Below are 21,775 nucleotides of genomic sequence, written 5' to 3'. Positions count from 1 at the left end.
AATTTATAGCTGTGGGCAATATTTCTCTGCTTCCATCTTACCGTCATTGTCGTGTAGATGCTCAATAAAATGAATGGAAAATGAATATGTTACTCACTCTGGATTCAACCCCAGTGTTGTTTAATAGCTCCATCGAAACGAAGCTTACAAACAAAATAAGCGCACTAACGAAAAGAAACGTTTCAAATTCAGACAAACGTTTCTACTAAAAACAACATTAAGGGATTCACCATGAAAAAAACTGTATTAGCTATCGCATCTACTATTATCCTCGCTCCTACTTTCGCAATGGCTAGTGACCATCACAGCGACAGTAACAGTAATCACAACAATAGCGACAGTAACCACAAGCATCAGAGCGCTATTGCGTACACGGGACCGATTGAAACCGTTTCAGTTGCGACTCTACTAGCAGACACCAGCATGTTCGCAGAGCAAGAAGCGATTGTAGATGGCAAGATTGTTCGTCAACTAAAGAATGATACATTTATCTTCTCTGATGGTCAGAGTGAAATTCAAATCGAATTGGATGACGATATCCTTCTAGCGCAACCACTGACCGCAGATACAAAAGTTCGCATATTTGGCGAATACGAAGGTGGTAAAACGCCAGAGATCGAAGTAGATCATATTCAAGTTTTGTAAGATACAAACTCCGTACCGTCGACTTCAAAGACATGATTTATAACAAATGGCCTGCATATTGCAGGCCTTTTGGCATTATAATGCCGAAAAATATAATTAATATGGAGTCACCATGCTAGGTAGCGCAAACAAGACGGTCCTTTTAGGCTTAGTTACACTGTGTTCATTCTCTGCATCTGCAAACAACTTTGACTACAACACATTTGAGCTGCGCACAGGCATTAGCCCTAGTACATTTGGTGGCGAAGTCACAACGATATTCACTCAGAACTCACACTTTGTTGCACGAATCGATTCTGAATTTGAAGGAGATTGGGATGCGGCTGTAGGTATGGGGTTCAACGGCCCAATTAATCAGTTGGCTGATATTACTGGACAGATGTTACTGCACAACATCGAACGTAATGATGGTAACCACATTAAAACCGAAATCAATATTGGTTTAAGAGCGTGGTTGCTGTCGAACATTGAGGTTAACGCTCGTCTTGGACAACTCGTCGACAGCGACGACACGAGTTCAATTATCGGTGTTGGGGCTCGCTTCCACTCGACCGATCAACTTTCAGTAGGTATTGACCTTCGAAATAATGGTACTTACGGGCACCAATTCTTAATGTCAGCGCGATTTGGATTCTAAGCTTTACACTATTGAATTTATAGCGGCCTCTTACCATGTCATCGTTGAGGCCAATAGGTTTTAGCCTTAACAAATACTCCCCATATTGCCTTGCGGTTTGGTGCAAACCCGCTGGGTTCACCTACTCTCTAATACTTTGGTGTAAGCCATTTATATAATTAGTTTATTAATTAAAATCTATTGATAAAAATATCTTTACCCCAACACAGCGCACTGCTAGTCTCTCCCAAATTTTTAATAGAGTGAAGTACTGCAAATGGGTGTTAGCAACATTTCAATCAAGAACAAATTAACATTGATGTTTGTTGTCATTATTTTCGCAATGACTATGATTCAGACTTATGTAACAGGTAAGCAACTTCTTAACGAAACGTATCGTTCCATTCAACAGTATTCAAATACACTAACTGATACGACTGTATCGGGTATAGAGAAATGGATTGAAGGCCGAATCAACGTTGTAAATGCAGCCAAAAATTCATTTACTTTTACCGATGACCCAACTAGCTATTTAACTCAAAGTACGAGCGCTGGTAAATTCCAAATTGCCTACGCAGGACTTTCTGACGGTCGCTTTCTTCTAGGTGGTGATTTGCCAGTACCGCAAGACTACGACCCACGTACTCGAGATTGGTACAAAGCGCCTATGGCGGCAGGTCAAACAGTCGTCACTGAACCCTATGTTGATGTGGCTACGAATGACCTAGTGGTAACAATTGCAAGTCCATTCAATACCAACGGTTTCTCTGGCGTTATTGGTGCAGACCTAAACTTAAACACCCTCATCAATGATATTGTAAGTATTGAGCAACCTGGTGTTTACGCCTTTCTTGTCGATGGTAAAGGTAACATTGTTGCCCATAGAGACCGTAGCCTAACGCTAAAGCCTGTTTCTAATATTTCAAACAACCTTTCTGCTCAGAAAATCAAATCACTTGCGCAAAATCCAGAATTTGAAGAGCTAACGATTAAAGGTACCGATTCCCTTCTTTCTGCTCAGAAAGTTCCTCATACAGACTGGTACTTCACTGTTGTTATCGATAAAGACCACTCTTTTGCTTCTTACTATTCATTAGTTCGTCAGTCGGTAATATTTGGTCTAATACAACTTGCTGTAATCGCATTTGTTGCGATGTTTATCATCAAGAAAGCACTGTCGCCATTAACGACACTAAGCTCGGCAATGGAAGCATTGTCCAAAGGTGACGGCGACTTAACACAACGTATGACTGTTCATAGTAAAGACGAGATTGGCACCCTAGCGCATCACGTCAACGCGTTCATAGCAAAACTTCAAGAGATAGTGCGTGATATTGCGGGCTCTTCAAACCAGCTTAATCAGCAATCTGAAATTAGTACCAATGTCGCTCGTCAAACAAGTGAAGGTCTATCAGTCCAACTTCACGAAATTTCTCAGATTGCGACAGCCGTACATGAGATGTCGGCAACAGCAGAAGAAGTAGCCAACAACGCGCAAATGACGGCTGATTCAGCGATCAGTTCAACAGAGAATTGTGAACAAGGTAAGAAAGTGATCATTAATAACCAAGATTCGATCACCAACCTTGCTCAACAAGTTGAAAACGCTTCAGGGATCATTCAAGAAGTTGAGAAAAATGCGCTAGACATCAACACTATTCTATCAACCATTTCTGATATTGCAGAACAAACTAACCTACTTGCCTTAAACGCAGCGATTGAAGCGGCACGTGCGGGTGAACAAGGTCGCGGTTTTGCGGTTGTGGCAGATGAAGTTCGTGTTCTTTCTCAACGTACTCACAGTTCTACAGACGAGATTCGCGAAATGATCGAGACTCTGCAGAAAAACAGTGTCAGTGCGGTTGAATCAATGCAACGTAGCCAAGATTTGGCGCAATCAAGTGTCGCTGATGCAAACAATGCGACTATAGCATTAGAAGAGATAGCGACATCGATTCAACAGATCTCGGAGATGGCTTCACATATCTCGAATGCGGCTTCTGAGCAAAGATCGGTAACCGGGGAAGTCAGTAAGAATATTCAGTTGGTTAATGATGTATCAGAAAACATGTCGACTGAAGCTGATAACTCTCGTCACTTGTCTGAAGAGTTGCGCGGTATTGCTCAACAGTTGAATACTCAAGTTCAATTGTTTAAATACTAAACGTACGGATAATTCGTCTAGTTCTTGAGCGCGGTTAAATAATGTTGTTTAACCGCGTTTGAAATTAGAGCCAACCTCAGAACGACAAAAAGCCCCCGACCACTATTGTGTTCGGGGGCTTTCTTATTCTCATTGCTTTCTTATTATAGTGAGTAAACGGTGAGCTGCTAGCCGTTTACCTATTTAGAATTTACTAATTTACTAATGCAACGATAGGTCAACCAATACGGGTATAGACCACCTAATACTGTTATAAGCTAACCATCAGCATCTTTTTCTGATGATCTAAGTACTCTTCATAAGTGCCTTGGAAGCTCACTAGCTGTTGGTCTTTTACATCAATGATGTGTGTTGCTAGTGAAGAAACGAATTCACGGTCATGGCTTACAAAGATAAGCGTGCCCGTGTAAACCTTCAATGCGTCGTTCAGGGCTTGGATTGCTTCCATGTCCATGTGGTTCGTTGGTTCGTCCATCACAAGTACGTTGATGTCTTGCATCATTAGCTTGCCGAATAACAGACGGTTTTTCTCTCCACCAGAACAGTTACGCGCTTTCTTGTTCGCATCATCAGCAGTAAACAATAGACGACCTAGAATACCACGTACCATAAGGTCATCGTGCTTCACTGTACGCCATTGTGAGATCCAATCGAAGATACTCAGGTCGTTATCAAAGTCAGACGTGCTATCTTGCGGGCAGTAGCCTACTGATGCGTTTTCAGACCATTTGACGATACCTTCGTTTTGCTCTAGCTCTTGGACTAGGCATTTCAATAGTGTTGTTTTACCCACACCGTTCTCACCGATAACAGCAAGACGTGTACCCGCTTCAAGCAGCAAGTTACCACCAGTAAACAGTGTTTCGCCATCGAAGCCGTGACCAAGGTCTTGAAGTTCAAGCGCTTGACGGTGCAGTTTCTTACCTTCACCAAAATCAATAGATGGGCTCATACGGCTCGATGACTTCACTTCATCAAGCGTGATTTTGTCCATTTTCTTAGCTCGTGAACTTGCTTGTTTTGCTTTAGATGCGTTAGCACCAAAACGGTTTACGAAATCTTGAAGCTCGCTGATCTCAGCCGCTTTCTTAGCATTGCTCGCTAGAAGTTGCTCTCGAATCAAACCAGACGCTTCTAAGAAGTACTCGTAGTTACCCGGGTAAACACGTAGCTCGCCGTAGTCGATATCCGCCATATGTGTACATACAGAGTTCAGGAAGTGTCTATCGTGCGAAATGATGATCATTGTACATTTACGCTGGTTTAGCTCCTCAGCAAGCCAGTTAATCGTGTGAATGTCCAAGTTGTTGGTTGGTTCATCAAGAAGCAGGATATCTGGGTTTGCAAACAGTGCCTGTGCCAATAGCACACGCAGTTTCCAACCCGGAGCAACTTGTTGCATCAGGCCGAAGTGAAACTCTTCTTCAATACCCGCTTGGATTAGGATATCACCAGCACGGCTTTCTGCTGTGTAGCCATCCATTTCCGCGAATTCACTTTCAAGCTCCGCGACTTTCATACCATCGTCTTCGCTCATTTCTGGCAAAGAGTAAATACGGTCACGTTCTTGTTTTACTTCCCACAGTTTTTTGTCACCCATGATCACTACATCGATAACGCTATACTGTTCAAAAGCGAACTGATCTTGGCTTAGCACACCCAGCTTTTCTCCAGGAGTTATCGAAACGTTGCCTGAGCTTGGCGTCAATGCGCCACTTAGGATTTTCATGAACGTTGATTTTCCGCAACCATTGGCGCCGATCAAACCATAACGGTTTCCGTTACCAAATTTAGCAGAGATGTTTTCAAACAGCGGCTCTGCGCCAAATTGCATTGTGATGTTCGCGGTAGATATCAAAGAACTAATTCCTAAGCGTGTACTGACAGATAATTATTTGGCTATTTCAATTAGCCAAAATAAGAAGTACGAAAGTATGGATTAAACATAAAACGAAGCGCGGATTATATAGAGATCAGGATCACATTGTCGAGGTTAAACAGTGAACGAATGAAGAACAACGCACAATAAAGTGTATTTCGTCGGTTATTACATCATAAAAAGAAAAAATCCCCACTAATTCCATTAGTAGGGATTTCATTTCTCATCAATAAAAGCATCAGACTCTAATTCGAATGAATACCGATTGACGCTATTTAGTTACTTTTTTCTGAACGTATTTTTGACCAACATCGACAACGGCAACATCTCTAAAGAAGCTTCTCCCCAACAGAATTGGGAAAGAAAGATGCGTTCGATCTGCTAGCGTAAACTCAGTCTTATCTTTTAGATCGCCGATTTGAATTGAAGCGACAACAACAGCACGTCGTTGAGTACCTTCTGCGCTCGACTGCTTGATCTTAACCCAACGCTCTACCGGCAAGCTGATCTCTTTAGTTGTGATGCCGTCGTGTTCAATTTTGAACTTAACCCAATCTTTACCGTCACGTTCGAAATCAACAATATCAACCGCACTGATTGATGATGTTGTTGCACCTGTATCAACTCGTGCTTTAAACGCTTCTTTAAGACCAGGAACAAACACCCACTCCTCTTCGCCAAGAATCAGTTTGCCATCACTTGTCTTCGTTGGTTTTGCAGTCGGTTTTTGTTCAGGCTTTGGTTTCGCTTCTGGTTCCGTTGGTTTTACTTCTTCAGGCTTCTCTGTAGGTTCTGTTACTTTCTCGCCTTCCGTTGCGTCAGTCTTAGAAGATTCATCCACAACAGGTTGTTCTACTTGAGGCTTTTGCTCTGGCTCGACAGGAACTTGAGTCGTCGAACAAGCAAACAGGCCACCACTTAGCATTAAAACTACAATCGCTTTCCAATTATACATTCAGTCACCTTCTATTTTGAAACGTTGGCTATCGCTTTAGCCACATAAGGAATATGGGATTCAGAAAGGCCTGCGATATTGATGCGTCCATCACCAACACCATAGACTCCATATTCTTCACGTAGTTGATTCATTTGAGTTTCTTTAAAGCCTAGTACACTAAACATGCCTTTATGGCTTTCGATGAAGTCAAATTGTGACGTGTTGTAAGTATTTCGCAATTCATTACATAAACTTTGGCGCAGATTTAACAAACGTTGCTGCATTTCACTCAACTCGTGTTTCCAAATCGCCGTTAGTTCTTGATTCTGAAGAATTGTTTTAACCAACGCAGCACCATGATCTGGCGGCATTGTGTAAGTTGAACGAGCCAGCGTCAGTAGCTTACCTTTAGCATTGCCTACGTGTTCGCTGTTCTTACCGATAACAATCGCGGCCCCCGTTCTTTCACGGTACAAACCGAAGTTTTTCGAACATGACGTCGTAATCAACATCTCTTCTACGTTGTTCGCCATGTGTTGAAGACCTTTTGCGTCTTCTTCTAGGCCATCACCAAAGCCTTGGTACGCAATATCAACAAACGGTAAGAAACCATTCTTTTGCGATAACTTAGTAATTTCCTGCCACGCTTCAAAATCAATGTCAGCACCCGTTGGGTTATGGCAGCAACCGTGTAGTAGTACCACGTCTGATGGACCCGCTTTTGAAAGGTCGTCCAACATTTTAGCCGTATCAACTTGCTTCGTTTCAGGACTGAAGTAATTGTAGTATCTAACTTTTAAGCCCGCCGCTTCCATCACCGGTTTATGGTTAACGTAGCTTGGGTTTGAAATCCAAACCGTTGTATCTGGTTGAGAGACTTTCATCAAGTCACCCAACATGCGAAGTGCACCACTTGCACCTGGTGTTTGAATCGCAGCAACACGACCTATTGCAGAAGTCCCTTTAAGCAACAGATCAACCATGCTCTGGTTAAACTCTTCACAGCCTGCTAGGCCAACGTAAGCTTTGCTTTTCTGTGTTTCAACAACGATATCTTGAGCCTTAGAGACGGCTTTCATGATCGGTGTTTCACCTTGGTCGTTTTTGTAAACGCCAATGCCTAAGTCGACTTTATCAGTACGAGTATCGCCGCGGTAAGCGACAGACAGAGATAGAATTGGATCTAAAGTTGGTTTTGGTAGATGTGAAAACATGAAAGTCACAACCCTTTGAAATTCAAGTATGAGTTTCACGTTAACATTATCGTAGACAAATCAGAAACATTTTTTAATAGAAGCGCTTAGTTACCATAAGTAATTAGAAGTAATCAGAGATTAGTCATTTCAAACGAATAAATAGTGCAAATTTCAAACACTTAATAACCAATTACACAATTCAAAGCGCTTTATTCTATGTATCTTATGCCTCTATGTGTCTTATGTTTCCATGCGCCTTATTAAGATTGCTATTAGGCATTTTGTTTGAATTGTCTTGGTGTCATTCCTGACCACGCCTTAAATCGAGTGCTAAAGTTAGCGGCATTTGGATATCCGACTATCTCACCAATGTGTTGAATCGACCAATCACTCGATCTAAGTAGCCGCGCAGCGTATTCCATTCTCATACGCATAATATGGGTCATTGGGCTGTGTTTGTAATAGCGCTGACACAAACGATGGAAGTGCGGTTCTGAGCAAGGGAATAATCCAGCCAGTTCATGAACGTTCCATTCCTTGTGGAGCTGCTTTTGCACGTTATCGAACACACGTCTCAAGCGAATCAAATTTCGAGATTGCTGCTGTGGGACGGGCGCATTAATCATGAACTCTATTTGGGCTACGCTGTGAGTGGCGATCGCTCCTCCCAAATCGATGGGCAAGGCAATGCTTCTCAACAACGTATGAATACAGGACGAAACCACTTCTGCTGCTGGTGATAGTGTATAACTAACCTCATCATTGACGACATTTTCCCATAGCTTGTTAGGCGAGAGAAAGATCCAGGCTATCTCCCATGTTTCTTCTTCAATACCAAAACCGTTCTCAACGCCAGCAGGAACAGTAATGCAAGAACCTGGTTCTAGAATGTAGCGACATCCTTCGCTTTCTAGCCAACCCTTACCTCTCACGGTATACAGCAACATGTGTTTTTGTTGGTTTTTCCGGTACACCGAAAAGAAATCACGACACGACGCCGTACCACACTGAACGATACCGAGCTCTTCGAATGCCAATACGTGGCTTTGATCTACAAACTCCTGATGCGTCTTTTCAGAGATCTCATACCTTTCTTGTTTATCACTCATGTCACTGCTAACTCATTCAATTGGCCAACTCATCAAAGTGGATAGCTTGGCAAAAGTTTGTGATGAGTCTGAACAATACAGCGAAATCAAATGCCGATAAACTTCTCGCATATTCACTAGAGGGGAAATGCGATGCTCTCGACATATCGTCATTTAGACAAAGAATTTTGGCAAAAATTATTACACGTCGGTTTACCAGTCTCGTTGCAAACCATGTTGTTTTCACTGCTTGGCGTGGTCGATATTTTTATGGTCAATCAGCTTGGTGATTCAGCAACCGCCGCGGTTGGCGTTGGCAACCGTATCTTCTTCTTCAACTTGATCATGGTGTCGGGGATTAGTGGAGCCGTCAGTGTGCTAGCTTCGCAATATTTTGGCGCGGGAGATTTCAACGGAATTCGACGCACACTAGCGCAATCATGGGCACTGTCGATCTTTGCCATCACCCCCTTTGTATTCATCTATACATTGGTTCCTGAATCAGTGGTGTCTGTGGTGGCCTCAGACCCTGATTACGTCCGATTGGCAACGGATTACCTTTGGATAACAGGAGCCAGCCTTATTGGTACCGCCGTAGTTGTGCCGCTAGAAAGTGCACTGCGATCGGTCGGCGAAGCTAAGCTACCAACCAAAATCAGTATTTGGGCGATCGTCGTCAATGCGATTCTCAATGCATTGCTTATCTTCGGCTTATTCGGCTTTCCAGAGCTAGGCGTGGTTGGCGCGGCGATCGGCACCACAATTTCTCGATTCTTTCAAACGATTGCCCTGCTTATCATCGCGAAGAAACACTATGCGCATCTATTCCCAACATTAAGTAATTGGCGAGATGCGATATTACCGAAGCATAGAAAGAAGTACTTTACGATAGCCATACCTATGTTGGTTCATGACACGGCTTGGGCTGGTGGAATACTGATTTATAACGTTATTGTTGGTCAGATGGGCGTTGGCGAGCTTGCGATAATCTCATTGTTATCGCCAGTAGAAAGCATCTTGATCTCGGCGTTCATGGGGTTTGCAGTCGCGGCTTCGATCATTCTAGGTAACGAAATCGGTGCGAAGAACTATCAACGTGTCGAGAATACAGCTTGGGGTTATGTGTTAGTGAGTTGTGGGCTTGCTGCTTTACTAGCGTTAATTTGCTTTATCGCCAAACCCGCGATCGTATACATGATCGGTCTTACTCACTTAGAGCTCAAAGATACGGCCGTTAACGTTACCTTAGTAATGGCACTCGGTATGGTACTAAGAGTCTTCAATATGGTTGGTGTAGGCGGAGTGCTGAAAAGTGGTGGAGACATCAACTACAGCATCTTCATCGACCTGTTTGGCCAATGGGCAATCGGTATTCCCCTTGCCTACTTTACTGCGTTGGTGTTGGGTTGGCCGCTAGAATGGGTTTTGATGATTGTGCTGCTGGAAGAACTGGCCAAGATAGTTTTAACCAGCCAACGAATTCAGTCTAAGAAGTGGATTAACAACCTAATAGAAGAACCTGAGCACATTCCTATTTAAACAGGTGCCAAACTGACACTGACGTACGGGCGATAGATTCAAAAGAACTCACACCCAAGGGCTGATTTGTGGCATTGCGCTAACGATGAAGCCCTTTCTTTTGTTCCTGTTCCTTTTTACGAGAGTCCTGAATCAGGACAAGATTTATTAAGTTCGTAAATCTATAAGTCGGTAAATCGATGAATGATTTGGTTTGAGCTACCACGCCAATCCAACATTGGATCCGCTTTATCTTGTTCAAAGCGACCATCAATCAAAGTATCGACGTATTCAAGCACTTGCTTCTGATTTTCATCGAGTTCGTCGAGCTCGTAACCCGTCCACATCCAGATGTCTTTACCTTCGCATTCCGCTTTTACACGTTGAACAAGCTTAAGCACTTCAGACACGTTTGCCGGATGCATTGGGTCACCACCAGAAAGCGACAAGCCACGACGCTTGATTCGCGGATCGTTCAGATCAGCGATAATGTGGTCTTGCAGTTCTTGAGTGAACAAGTGCCCTGAGTCCAACCTTTGCGTCGATTGGTTATAACACCCGCGACACTGGTGTACACAACCCGACACAAACAAAGTGCAGCGTGTTCCTGGGCCGTTTACAACGTCGATTGGGTGATATTGATGATAATTCATAAGGCAGTATTGAAACTCGTTATTGCTTAATAGTTTGAAGGAAATGCTGTAACAACTGAAACAAAAGAACTGGTATCGACATAGCGCCGATACCAACCTTATTTCTTGAAACGCAGCTCTTCTAAGTAAACTAGCTAAAGATCGCTGACCTAACGAAGAGCCTTTGTTAGATTAAAGGTGCTTCACACGGCGTTTAACTTCTTCTTGCTTACCGAAGTTAAATGGTCGTGCATCTGGGCTACCAAGGTAACCACAAACACGGCGTGTTACCGATACTTTAGTTGAGTCATGGTTGCCACACTTAGGACACGTAAAGCCCTTACTTGTACAGTCGAACTCACCGTTGTAGCCACATTCGTAACACTCATCAATCGGCGTGTTGGTGCCGTAGTAAGGAACACGTGTGTAGCTGTAATCCCATACGTTTTCTAGTGCTTCAATGTTCTTCTGCATGTTCGGGAATTCACCGTAACAGATGAAACCACCGCTAGAGATTTCAGGATAAGGCATCTCGAAATCGATCTTGTCGTATGGGTTCACTTTCTTCTGCACATCTAAGTGGAAGCTGTTTGTGTAGTAACCACGGTCTGTTACGCCATCAATCACACCAAACTCTTTGGTGTCGATGCTGCAGAAACGGCTGCATAGGTTTTCACTTGGTGTGCCGTACAGGCTGAACGCGTAACCTGTTTCTTTGGTCCAAGATTCCACTTCACGCTTCATGTACTCCACCAGCTCAAGCGCTTTTGTACGCATTTCGCCGTCGTCATACAGGTGAACATCTGTGCCGTAAAGTGCTGTCATTGCTTCGTGGATACCAATGTAACCAAGAGAAACAGACGCACGGCCATTCTTGAAGATATCGGCAATCGAGTCGTCTGCTTTCAAGCGAACGCCACAGGCACCTTCCATGTACAAGATTGGAGCAACACGTGCTTTCACGTTTTCTAGACGCGAGATACGAGTTTCTAGAGCACGACGAGCTAGCTTGAGTTTTTCATCAAGCAGTTCGTAGAACTTAGCCATATCTTGCTTCGCGTTAATAGCAATACGTGGTAAGTTCAGGCTAACAACACCTAAGTTGTTACGTCCTTCATGAATCAACTCACCATTTTCTTCATAAGTATTCAAGAAGCTACGGCAACCCATAGGCGTTTTAAATGACCCTGTCACTTCTACTACTTTGTCGTAGTTAAGAATGTCTGGGTACATACGCTTAGATGCACACTCAAGCGCCAATTGCTTAATGTCGTAGTTTGGATCTTGCTTCTGGTGATTCAAGCCATCTTTGATTGCAAAGACCAGTTTAGGGAACACAGCTGTTTTGCGGTTCTTACCCAAACCTGCGATGCGGTTTTTCAAGATAGATTGCTGGATAAGTTTTGAACCCCAGCTTTCACCTAAACCAAAACCAAACGTCACGAATGGTGTTTGGCCATTAGCCGTATGTAACGTGTTTACTTCGTACTCCAGAGATTGGAACGCGTCGTAACACTCTTTCTCTGTACGATCGATAGCAAAAGCTTCTGGGCTATGAATGTCCCACTCTTTCGCTAGCGATAGGTGCTTCTCGTAGCTCGCCATAACGTAAGGTTCAAGAACCTCATCGATGCGGTTAATCGTAGTACCGCCGTAAATGTGGCTCGCTACTTGCGCGATGATTTGCGCGGTTACCGCTGTTGCCGTAGAAATAGACTTAGGTGTGTCGATTTCCGCGTTACCCATCTTGAAGCCATGCGTTAACATGCCTTTCAGGTCGATAAGCATACAGTTAAACATTGGGAAGAACGGTGCGTAGTCTAAATCGTGATAGTGAATGTCACCACACTCGTGAGCTTGTACGATATCACGCGGCAAAATGTGAGTTTTTGCATAATGCTTAGCCACGATACCCGCCAGCAAATCACGCTGAGTTGGGATAACTTTACCATCTTTGTTGGCATTCTCATTGATCAGATCAACATTGCTTTCTTCGATCAAACCTTCGATTTCACGAGTTAAAGCGCTTTGCTTTTCACGAGCGATGTCGCGGTCATGACGATATTCAATGTAAGCACGAGCCAGAGACTTGTATGGTCCCTGCATTAGCTCGTTCTCGACCATGGTTTGAATTTCAGAGATATGAACTTCATCGTAGTCTTCGAGCTTCAACTCAACTGCTAATGCCACATTCAGTGCATAAATAGCAATTTCCTTATCGGCTTTGTCTGATGCTGCTTCCACTGCAGCTTGGATGCGATCTCTACTGAATGGAGCCCTTGAGCCATCACGCTTGATTACGATTGATTTCACCACTTCTCCTTACTCTTGAGCTATTCACAGACTTATCCACAAACACACTATATAGAGCGATTTATCGTTTAACTAACACTAGATATTGTGGCGTATTTAACGAGAACCACCAACATTGAGTATTGATTTGGATCAATAAAATACGTACGTCGAACAAGATAAATCCAATATTATTACGTGAGTTCTCAAGTCGAAAAGAAACAATGTAACAATAAAAAAACTGCTAAAAAGAGTTGAATTTTCGGTAAGTGTTGTAGGATAACGGCTCAACTATATTGCACACCAAAATTAGGGATATTTGGTATGAAACGACTTCAAAACTGGATAATGTTAGGCTGCTTACTCAGTAGCCAAGCATTTGGCGAACCTTTAACCATATCCAGTTGGAATATCGAATGGTTATCAACCAATGAGGATGTGAATAAGTTTTCTGACCAACGTGATCAAGCGGACTTTGATAAACTCGAACAGTATTTCCAATCCTTAAACTCGGATGTGGTGGCTTTCCAAGAAGTCGATGACATCAATGCCATTCAGCGCATCGCAGGTGATCAATACAAGATATTGATGTCTGACCGTTCATTACCCCAGAATAGTAACCATCAATTCAAAGAAGTGAACCAATACACAGGCTTCGCGATTCGTAAAGGAATCACACTCACCGACTACGCTGACTTTCCTCTGGAATCGAATTCTAACAGCAAGCTTAGGTTTGCCAGCTATGTGGTCGTTGAAACAGGCTCAAAACCAATTCACATGTTGTCTGTGCATTTAAAGGCAGGCTGCAGTGGAGCGTATAAGTCGAACCGTGATTGCTCACGCCTAAAAGACCAAGCTCAACAACTCAACAAGTGGATACAACAAAGAGAACGTAACGGTGAGGACTACGCGATTCTGGGGGACTTCAACCATAACCTATCCTACTCAAGAGATTGGATGTGGAAGGATTTAACTGAAAATACGGATGCTCGTTTGGCGACAAGAAAGACCCGTGCAGATTGTAAGGTTCGCTCAAACCGTAATAACCATCGCACGCACCAATTCCGCTCAGTAATAGACCACATTGTCGTTAGCGATTCATTAAGTACGTCACCTGCGAAGCAAAAGGTATTTGAAACGCAAGATGTGTTGGATTACAAACTCAGCGACCACTGCCCAGTATCAACGACCATCAAATACTAGATATAAATGTAAAAAGGCTAACGGGCTTTCTTATTAAAGCCCGTTAGCCTCTCAAATGCTCATATCAAGCCTATTCGATATAGCGATCAGTTTAGCGCTAGCAAGTTTTATTCGTTCGACCTGCCAACCACATTCCCGCCAGCATGCTTATCATGAACACCCACACAATTGGGTTACCACCACTGAGACTCGTCACCACAGGTCCTGGACAAAAACCTGCAAGCCCCCAACCTAATCCAAACGCTGTTGAACCTAAAATCAGCTTTCTGTCGATTAGCGGGTTGTTACGGCTATCTAACGGCTCGCCATTGAATGCTTTAGCGCGCTTTTTAATGACTAGGTGATAAAACGGAGCGAACACCAGTAGCGCACCGCCCATAACGAATACCAAGCTGATGTCCCAATCGCCAGTAATATCTAAAAAGCCAAGTACTTTATTTGGGTCAACCATACCTGAGATGATCATACCCGAGCCAAACAAGACTCCAGCCAATAAACCGACAATGATAATAAATGAAGAATTTTTCATTACGCCCCCAATCCCATCAAGTTCTTGATAAGCACGGTTGCTATTGCGACACCCATGAATACACACGTTGCGATAATCGAGCGCTTAGACAACCGCGCCATTCCCACAATGCCATGTCCGCTGGTACACCCATTCGCCATTTTAGTACCAAAGCCGACTAACAAACCAGCAATAACGACCACCACGACATTCATCTCTTCCAGTTGAGGGAGTTGGTAACCGGTAGGGATTAACAACCAACCACTTACGACCATTCCAACAACAAATGCGATACGCCAATGCTTGTCAGTTTTATCTGTATCCACACCTTTGCTTTCTTTGTTACTGGTGCCAACTGGTAATAAACGGCTAACAATGCCACTAATACCTACAACTCGACCAATGCCCAACATTAAAACAATGGCCGACACACCTAACAACATGCCACCGAAAAACGCATCCCAAGGAATCAAACTAAGCACAGGCCTCTCCTATTCACGAACATCATAAACTCATAACAACCCTTAAATTAGAGTTTACTAATAAATATAAATTAGTCAATGCTAATGTAATGCGTTATATTTCGATTTGTAAGTTTGGAATTAACAAACGCCCTGCATGAAAAAGCCCCTAGGCGTTAACCTAAGGGCTTAAGATTTATTCTGTCTTTTCCTAAAGAACCGTTATTTGCTCTTGTTCTTCTCAGCTATCCACTGCGACATGTACTTGGTGCTTGCCATGCTGTGGTGCTTAAGCATTGAACCGAAGAAGTTATCCAGTCGATGAGATTCAAGATCAGACTCTAACGCAGTTAATCGCTCAATCAATGTGTCGCCCAGTTGATTTTGCTCGTAATGCGCTTCAAGGATTGAATGACATTGGCTTTGTGCCTTAAGCCACTTCTCTTCATCTTTATAGAGTGTAACCGCAGCTTCGACAAACTCATCGATATCATCAGTCACTGCGCCCGGCCATTGCAGTTCACCTTGCGGCAACATGCCTTCGCTGCCGATTTCACTGGTCACGTTCGGAGTCTGTAGCTTCATCGCATCTAGCAGCTTACCTTTAATGCCTGCGCCAAATCGTAGAGGTGCTACACACACACGAGCCTGTTCCATCACTTCTTGAGCGTCTTTAGCCCAACCTTTGATATGGAAGCCAGTTTTAGGGTTATGCAAAGCCGTCGCTTTCGGCGGCGGGTACGATCCATAAATATGAAGTTCAGTGTCAGGCAGTTGTTTGCGAATCTTCGGCCAAATCTTTTGCAACTGAAGCACAGCATCCCAGTTAGGTGCGTGTCTAAAGTTACCTATCGTCATGAAATGCTTACGTTCTTCAAAGCTTTTCGTGCTTTCAGGAAGCGTATTAAGATCAACCATGAACGGCAGATGATGAAGCAGTTTTGGATCGATATTGAATTCAGATTGCAGTAATTCCATCTCGAAACTTGAAATGATCAACGAAAGATCACAGCGCAGAATCGCGGCAATTTCACGTTTTGCTAAGTCACTGTACAAGTGTGCTTTGGTCAGTTCAGCCTCTTTCTTAACCGCTTCATGGCGCGCATTACGCAGAAACTGTAAGTCTTCAGTATCCAACAGCTTAAACGCGTTCGGACATACCTTCTCAACACGCCAACCAAACTGCTCTTCCATCATGAAGCGGTCAAACATCACGACATCTGGCTGCAGCTCTTCGATGTACTGGTCAAAGCTATCGCAATTTAGCTGAATAGATTGGCTTGTGATGCCCTCTTCAGAGAGATCAATCATGTGCTCAGTTTCTTGAGCTGGCGTTGCGAACTCAACGGACCAACCTTGCCTCTTAAATAGACGTAAAAGTGACATCATATGGCTGCCAGCCGCCGATGAATTCGGTTCTGGCCAAACGTAGCCAATTGCTAAAACTTTCTTCAAAACACTTCCTAAGAAATAACAAAAGGGACGAGATCAGTCCCTAATTAAACGAGCACTATGGTGGTCGATTTATATCATGGGGCGAATCCGACTTAAAAGGCGAACTCGTACCATACTCCGCTACTCACTTTCTGAGTTAGGCCGCGTTTTACAGTGTAAAATGGCTCTTTCTAGAAGCTCCAAAGCAGATTTATCAGCTTCAGGAAGTTTAGCATCCGATTGACCTAGCGGTTCAACACGGCTGCCCCATTTAATATGCCCAGCCCCCCAAGTTAAACCGGCACCGAATGCCGCCACAAGGATGTTTGAGTTAGGTTTAACAAAGCCTTGCTCTAACGATTCACACAATGCAATTGGCACAGTCGCAGCCGACGTGTTGCCGTAGTTTTGAATGTTCACAAACGCTTTCTCACGTTCAATGCCCGCCATGTCACACAGAGTTTGAATGATTCGGATATTTGCTTGGTGTGGAATCACAACATCGATGTTGTCTGTCGAGATCCCTGTACGGCTCAATACTGTGTGCGCTGCAGCACCCATACCTTTAACAGCACGCTTGAAGATCTCTTTACCTACGAAATCAAAGTCCCAGTAACCGTTGTCAGCAGCGAAGCGATCCATGGATGTACCGAACTTTGGTACTGCTAGAATATCGCGGCCTTCGGCGTCACAACCGATCTGAGCTTCCTGTAGGCCAACTTGTTCTTTAGTGCGAGATAGAACCACAGCACCAGCGCCATCACCAAATAGAACCGCAGTATCACGCTTGGTCCAGTCGATGAAAAATGAAAGACGCTCTGCACCGACAACGATAACATTGCGGTAGTTGCCCGCTTGAATCAATCGAGTCGCCGTTTCAACACCGTAGATGAAGCCGGTACACGCTGCGTTAAGATCGAAAGCCGCTGCGCTTTTAATGCCTAGGTTCTGTTGAACCTTAGATGCAGTGTTTGGGATAAGTGAGTCTGGGCTGCACGTCGCGATGATAACAAGATCGATATCTTCAGCCGTTAGGCCTGCACACGCCATTGCATGTTTCGCTGCAACGGTCGCAAGTTCAGAGGTATTTACATGACTGATACGACGGTTTTCGATACCAGTTCGAGTTCGAATCCACTCGTCAGACGTATCAATGAAAGTGCTTAGATCATCATTGGACAACACGGCTGGTGGCAGACACTTTCCCCAGCCCGTAATCTCGGCGTAAAATTTTGTCATCATTTACCTATTTATTGTTTGTTTTTATTTAAGTATCGTATTCTAGTTCTAAACAGTATAAGCGCTCCGTGCGTGATTCGTAAATCGCGTTAGACACGGAGTTACAATAAAAAGAGAAAGTTATGTCTACATTCAACACACGTTGCCCTTCTTGTAATGGCGTAAACCGAGTTCCTTCAGAAAGAATTTCAGAAAGCCCAACCTGCGGTAAATGCAAAACAGCATTGCTCGATGGCGCTCCTATCGAGGGAACGTCACTTAATTTCCAATCTATTTTGAACAGTTCACAGCCTGTGGTTGTCGATTTCTGGGCGACATGGTGCAACCCATGTGTGGGCTTTGCGCCAGTGTTCTGTGACGTCGCAAAAGAGCGTTCTGGAGATGTTCGATTCGTTAAGATTGATACTGAAGCTCAGCAACAGCTTGCCGCGATGTACCAAATCAGAAGTATTCCCACGGTGATGGTGTTTAAAGATGGCAAACGTGTCGATACGATTAACGGTGCGTTACCAAAAGGCCAATTTGATCAATGGCTTAATCAAGCTCTGACCAAATAGACCCGTATTTTATATCGCTTGTGATTTAGCTTGTTCTTGAAGAAACGTACAAAAAAATAGGTTAGAGAGACTTACCAAAATAAGACTCCCTAACCTACTGTTGATTTATGGTTATCACTTAACTTCTTGAATTAAACTACAGCTTCGCCTTTCGCTTGAATGCCAGCTTCTTGCTTACCTAACCCGTATTCCTGTTTTATCTGCTCTGCGACTTTCTCTGCAATCATAATGGTTGGCGCATTGGTGTTTGCCCCAATCAGTGTCGGCATCACAGAAGCATCAATGACTCTTAGATTATTCAACCCATAAACTTTAAGATCTTTATCTACAACTGCTAATGAATCACTATTTGGGCCCATTTTACAGGTTCCAACAGGGTGATATTGGGTATCAGCCCGGTTACGGATGTCTTGCTCGATAGCCTTATCATCATTGGCATCGACCGGATAAAAAGCATCGCCACGGATATCATCAAACGCTTCACTCTCCAACATCTGATACTGCTTTTTCCAGCCTTTAATCATGACCTCCATGTCTTCAGGATGACTGAAAAACGCAGGATCGATCTTAGGCGGATCATAAGGATCATTACTATTGAGCGTCACGGTGCCATGGCTTTTTGGCCTCAGCAAGGTGACATGGGAGGTAAAGCCATGACTGGTATGGATTTTTCGGGCATGGTCATCCACCACCGCCACGACAAATACAAACTCTAAATCCGGCACAGCGATATAATCTTCCGAACAGAGAAAGCCTATCCCTTCTGCAAAGTTGCTGCTCATCTTGCCAGTGCGTTCTTTATGCCATAAAGGCAACGCTTTGGTCATTTCAGACGCCATTTGCAACGAAATACCAAAAGTTTCGCGCTTTTCACTGCATTTGTACGAATGTACTAAGTCGATATGGTCTTGAAGGTTCTTGCCGACACCTGGTAGCTCGTGAACCGGTTCGATGCCATGCATATCTAGTTCAGCTTTCGCGCCGACACCCGACAATAACAGCAGTTGAGGAGAACCAAATGCGCCAGCAGAGAGAATCACTTCTTTATTGCATTGGATCTGATAACGCTTGCCGTTAGAACCATACTCGACCCCAACCGCATTCTTGCCTTCAAACAAGACCTTATGCGTCGTTGCCTTTGTCACGACAGTGAGATTTGATCTCGAAAGATTTGGCGTTAAGTAAGCCTTGGCAGCACTGCACCGTTCGCCATTCAGCTGTGTTACCTGCGTCGGCATCGCCCCAAACTGGGCGGCACCGTTGATGTCCTCGTTACGAGGCACACCTATCGATTCACAAGCCGTTAAATAACGTTCCAGCATTGGACTTGGCGACCTAAGATTGGCCACATTCAAAGGACCACCTTGGCCATGAAACTCATCTTGGTGAACTTCGTTGTTTTCTGCTTTCTTAAAGTAAGGCAGACACGATTCATAATCCCACCCTGTGTTACCCAAGCTTTCCCATGTATCGTAATCGTAGCGGTGCCCACGAGCGTACATCATGGCATTGATAGAACTAGACCCACCAAGTGTCTTGCCTCTTGGTTGATAACCTTTACGCCCATTCAAACCCGGCTGTTCAACGGTCTCAAAGGCCCAGTTGTTTAGCTTAGTTGGCATCATAGCGACCATACCTATGGGTGTATGGATGAATGGGCTTGTGTCTTTACCACCGGCTTCCAATAGGCAAACCGTGACATTGGGATCTTCAGACAGCCTCGCAGCCATTACACATCCTGCCGAGCCACCGCCAACAACAATAAAATCATAACTATTCATTTACCTATCTCCAGTGGGTGTAAGTCTCGTTTAAACAATGCCATGCCGTCATTGGTAACACTCTTATGAATGAACATTTTACGCAAGCATTTGTAATCAGCAAGTTGCCCAACTAGGCACAATACTAATCCTAAACTTTTACATCTAACATATCCATTAACACTTATATGAGTACTGAAATATTAGCTTAAATAATCATGAAGCTTATCTACCATCGCTAACGTGTCTAGCCCCCGGTTTCGCCCGCATAAAACCTTGCCAAACCATCAATATCGCAATGGTATTTTAGCTCGGGGTCGCGATAAATTTCTTTTATCTTCACGACCATTTTTATTCGTTTTACCCAATTCAGTTTCTCCCCCATAGTCGCGGAAAATTCATCGTTTCTTTCACTATTTAGAGGCTCCTGCATTGGACAATATCCAACCATCAACTCGCATAACTGTTCCGGTTATTGCATTGTCTTTTTACGCGATCGCTTCAGGCTACTTAATGAGTTCATTACCATTAATGCTGTCTGAGTATGGCTTAGACAAAAATCTATCGAGTTGGTTGGCGAGTGCATTCTACGCGGGACTTCTAGCAGGTACGTTATTGATTGAACGTGCTATTGCACGTGTTGGTCACAGAGACGCTTTCGTCTTCGCACTGGCTATTTTTATCGCAACGATCCTTGTGTTGCCACTAATCCCACATCAAGCAGTATGGTTATTAGCCCGCTTTGTCGCTGGTGTAGCGGTTGCAGGTATCTTCGTGATTGTAGAGTCTTGGTTAATGAGCGGTGACGAATCTCAGCGCGCTAAACGTTTAGGCGTTTATATGTGTTCGCTATACGGCGGCTCTGCCGTTGGTCAACTTGGCATCGGTTACCTTGGTATTACAGGTGGCGTACCTTTCATTGCAATGTTCACCTTGTTGTTTGGTGCAATTATTGTGTTGATGTACGGACAAGCGACAGCACCACAAATTCACGATGCGCAGTCTTTGTCACTGAAGCAAATCAGCAAACTGAGCCACAGCGCTTTGATTGGCTGTATTGTATCTGGATTAACACTTGGATCTATTTACGGACTGATGCCTGTTGAGCTTGCTCAGCGCAACATCGCACACCAAGATATTGGCGGTTTGATGGCGTTAGTGATTATGGGTGGTATGGCTGTTCAACCAATGGTGACATGGTTGTCTCATCACATAGGACAAGTGTTATTAATGGCTTTGTTCTGCTTACTAGGGGTTGCAAGCATTGGCTTACTTACTATCAACCATGATTTTTATGTTCTTGGTATGAGTTTGTTTGTGTTAGGTATGGCGACTTTTGCACTTTACCCAATAGCAATTAACTTGGGTTGTCGTAACTTAGACCCGAGCTACTTGGTGTCAGTGACTCAGGTTATGTTGTTGTGTTACAGCATCGGTTCAGTCGCTGGCCCATTGGTCGCGGATAGTTTTATGGATTCACAAGCGGGATTATTCACTTACCTGTTCGCGTCTCTACTCGCTACAACGATCTACATGTTGATTGCTAGCTTAAAACGCTCTCCTCTACAGATTGCAGGCGAGTAAGCTCGAATAACAACTATCCCCCCCTCTGGTAGGATAGTTGCCTCTAGGGCTCTTAGTTATGA

At 43.9% G+C, this 21,775-nt stretch carries 19 protein-coding genes; 7 read left to right on the top strand and 12 right to left on the bottom strand.

Features of this window, described 5'->3' with window-relative positions:
• Positions 1–231 precede the first annotated feature (231 nt).
• The 3 genes from Q5H80_RS17695 (at position 232) to Q5H80_RS17685 (ending at position 3,425) form a co-directional block, all read left to right on the top strand.
• Positions 232–645 (top strand): YgiW/YdeI family stress tolerance OB fold protein, encoded by a 414-nt coding sequence (locus Q5H80_RS17695; RefSeq protein ID WP_304570707.1) that lies wholly within the window; start codon positions 232–234, stop codon positions 643–645.
• 112 nt (positions 646–757) lie between these two features.
• On the top strand, positions 758–1,282 hold the full coding sequence (locus tag Q5H80_RS17690; protein ID WP_304570706.1) for a hypothetical protein: 525 nt from the start codon (positions 758–760) through the stop codon (positions 1,280–1,282).
• A gap of 256 nt (positions 1,283–1,538) precedes the next feature.
• Complete coding sequence (locus Q5H80_RS17685) at positions 1,539–3,425, top strand: methyl-accepting chemotaxis protein (RefSeq protein ID WP_304570705.1); 1,887 nt, start codon at positions 1,539–1,541, stop codon at positions 3,423–3,425.
• Between the two features lie 250 nt (positions 3,426–3,675).
• On the opposite strand, the gene Q5H80_RS17680 is transcribed toward Q5H80_RS17685, so the two are convergent.
• The 4 genes from Q5H80_RS17680 to Q5H80_RS17665 all read right to left on the bottom strand — a co-directional run bounded on the left by Q5H80_RS17680 (position 3,676) and on the right by Q5H80_RS17665 (position 8,546).
• Positions 3,676–5,283: an ABC-F family ATPase gene (locus tag Q5H80_RS17680; RefSeq protein WP_369809727.1), complete on the bottom strand. Its 1,608-nt coding sequence runs from the start codon at positions 5,281–5,283 to the stop codon at positions 3,676–3,678.
• Between the two features lie 292 nt (positions 5,284–5,575).
• Entirely contained in the window at positions 5,576–6,259 is a 684-nt protein-coding gene (locus Q5H80_RS17675; RefSeq protein WP_304570704.1) for a RimK/LysX family protein, read from the bottom strand.
• A gap of 11 nt (positions 6,260–6,270) precedes the next feature.
• Positions 6,271–7,455, bottom strand: coding sequence for an amino acid aminotransferase (locus tag Q5H80_RS17670; RefSeq protein ID WP_304570703.1), 1,185 nt, complete (start codon positions 7,453–7,455; stop codon positions 6,271–6,273).
• A gap of 254 nt (positions 7,456–7,709) precedes the next feature.
• Complete coding sequence (locus tag Q5H80_RS17665; protein WP_304570702.1) at positions 7,710–8,546, bottom strand: AraC family transcriptional regulator; 837 nt, start codon at positions 8,544–8,546, stop codon at positions 7,710–7,712.
• 132 nt (positions 8,547–8,678) lie between these two features.
• Here Q5H80_RS17665 and Q5H80_RS17660 point away from each other — a divergent pair, with 132 nt between their 5' ends.
• A complete protein-coding gene (locus tag Q5H80_RS17660) occupies positions 8,679–10,064 on the top strand; it encodes an MATE family efflux transporter (RefSeq protein ID WP_304570701.1) in 1,386 nt (461 codons plus the stop codon).
• 161 nt (positions 10,065–10,225) lie between these two features.
• On the opposite strand, the gene nrdG is transcribed toward Q5H80_RS17660, so the two are convergent.
• Both nrdG and nrdD read right to left on the bottom strand, forming a co-directional pair.
• Entirely contained in the window at positions 10,226–10,696 is a 471-nt protein-coding gene (nrdG, locus tag Q5H80_RS17655; protein WP_304570700.1) for an anaerobic ribonucleoside-triphosphate reductase-activating protein, read from the bottom strand.
• A gap of 171 nt (positions 10,697–10,867) precedes the next feature.
• Entirely contained in the window at positions 10,868–12,988 is a 2,121-nt protein-coding gene (gene nrdD / locus Q5H80_RS17650) for an anaerobic ribonucleoside-triphosphate reductase (RefSeq protein WP_304570698.1), read from the bottom strand.
• A 303-nt stretch (positions 12,989–13,291) separates the two neighbouring features.
• Here nrdD and Q5H80_RS17645 point away from each other — a divergent pair, with 303 nt between their 5' ends.
• Positions 13,292–14,170, top strand: a complete 879-nt coding sequence (locus tag Q5H80_RS17645; protein WP_304570697.1) for an endonuclease/exonuclease/phosphatase family protein — start codon at positions 13,292–13,294, stop codon at positions 14,168–14,170.
• 97 nt (positions 14,171–14,267) lie between these two features.
• Here the strand turns inward: Q5H80_RS17645 and Q5H80_RS17640 are convergent, their stop codons facing one another.
• From Q5H80_RS17640 to Q5H80_RS17625, 4 genes are all read right to left on the bottom strand, one after another.
• Positions 14,268–14,699: a YeeE/YedE family protein gene (locus Q5H80_RS17640; protein ID WP_304570696.1), complete on the bottom strand. Its 432-nt coding sequence runs from the start codon at positions 14,697–14,699 to the stop codon at positions 14,268–14,270.
• Complete coding sequence (locus Q5H80_RS17635; protein ID WP_304570695.1) at positions 14,699–15,160, bottom strand: YeeE/YedE family protein; 462 nt, start codon at positions 15,158–15,160, stop codon at positions 14,699–14,701. Before Q5H80_RS17635 ends, Q5H80_RS17640 begins: the two co-directional genes overlap by 1 nt.
• 201 nt (positions 15,161–15,361) lie before the next feature.
• The gene (locus Q5H80_RS17630; protein ID WP_304570693.1) at positions 15,362–16,594 is read right to left on the bottom strand and encodes a glycosyltransferase; all 1,233 of its coding nucleotides are present in this window, start codon (positions 16,592–16,594) and stop codon (positions 15,362–15,364) included.
• Positions 16,595–16,714: 120 nt separating this feature from the next.
• Positions 16,715–17,812 carry a ketoacyl-ACP synthase III gene (locus Q5H80_RS17625; RefSeq protein WP_304570769.1) on the bottom strand — a complete coding sequence of 366 codons (1,098 nt, stop codon included), beginning with the start codon at positions 17,810–17,812 and terminating at the stop codon, positions 16,715–16,717.
• A gap of 122 nt (positions 17,813–17,934) precedes the next feature.
• Between Q5H80_RS17625 and trxC the strand changes: the two genes are divergently transcribed.
• Entirely contained in the window at positions 17,935–18,369 is a 435-nt protein-coding gene (trxC, locus tag Q5H80_RS17620; RefSeq protein ID WP_304570692.1) for a thioredoxin TrxC, read from the top strand.
• 131 nt (positions 18,370–18,500) lie between these two features.
• Here trxC and Q5H80_RS17615 read toward each other — a convergent pair whose 3' ends face one another.
• Both Q5H80_RS17615 and Q5H80_RS17610 read right to left on the bottom strand, forming a co-directional pair.
• On the bottom strand, positions 18,501–20,150 hold the full coding sequence (locus Q5H80_RS17615; protein WP_304570691.1) for a GMC family oxidoreductase: 1,650 nt from the start codon (positions 20,148–20,150) through the stop codon (positions 18,501–18,503).
• Between the two features lie 226 nt (positions 20,151–20,376).
• The gene (locus tag Q5H80_RS17610) at positions 20,377–20,562 is read right to left on the bottom strand and encodes a hypothetical protein (protein WP_304570690.1); all 186 of its coding nucleotides are present in this window, start codon (positions 20,560–20,562) and stop codon (positions 20,377–20,379) included.
• Between Q5H80_RS17610 and Q5H80_RS17605 the strand changes: the two genes are divergently transcribed.
• Positions 20,562–21,713: an MFS transporter gene (locus Q5H80_RS17605; RefSeq protein WP_304570689.1), complete on the top strand. Its 1,152-nt coding sequence runs from the start codon at positions 20,562–20,564 to the stop codon at positions 21,711–21,713. The two genes, Q5H80_RS17610 and Q5H80_RS17605, sit on opposite strands and share 1 nt — an antisense overlap.
• Positions 21,714–21,775 lie beyond the last annotated feature (62 nt).

Origin of the sequence: Vibrio sp. SNU_ST1, assembly GCF_030563405.1 — a bacterium.
Classification (GTDB): Bacteria; Pseudomonadota; Gammaproteobacteria; order Enterobacterales; family Vibrionaceae; genus Vibrio.
The sequence above is the reverse complement of the archived record's forward strand: the minus strand, read 5'-3'. Positions and strand labels throughout refer to the sequence as shown.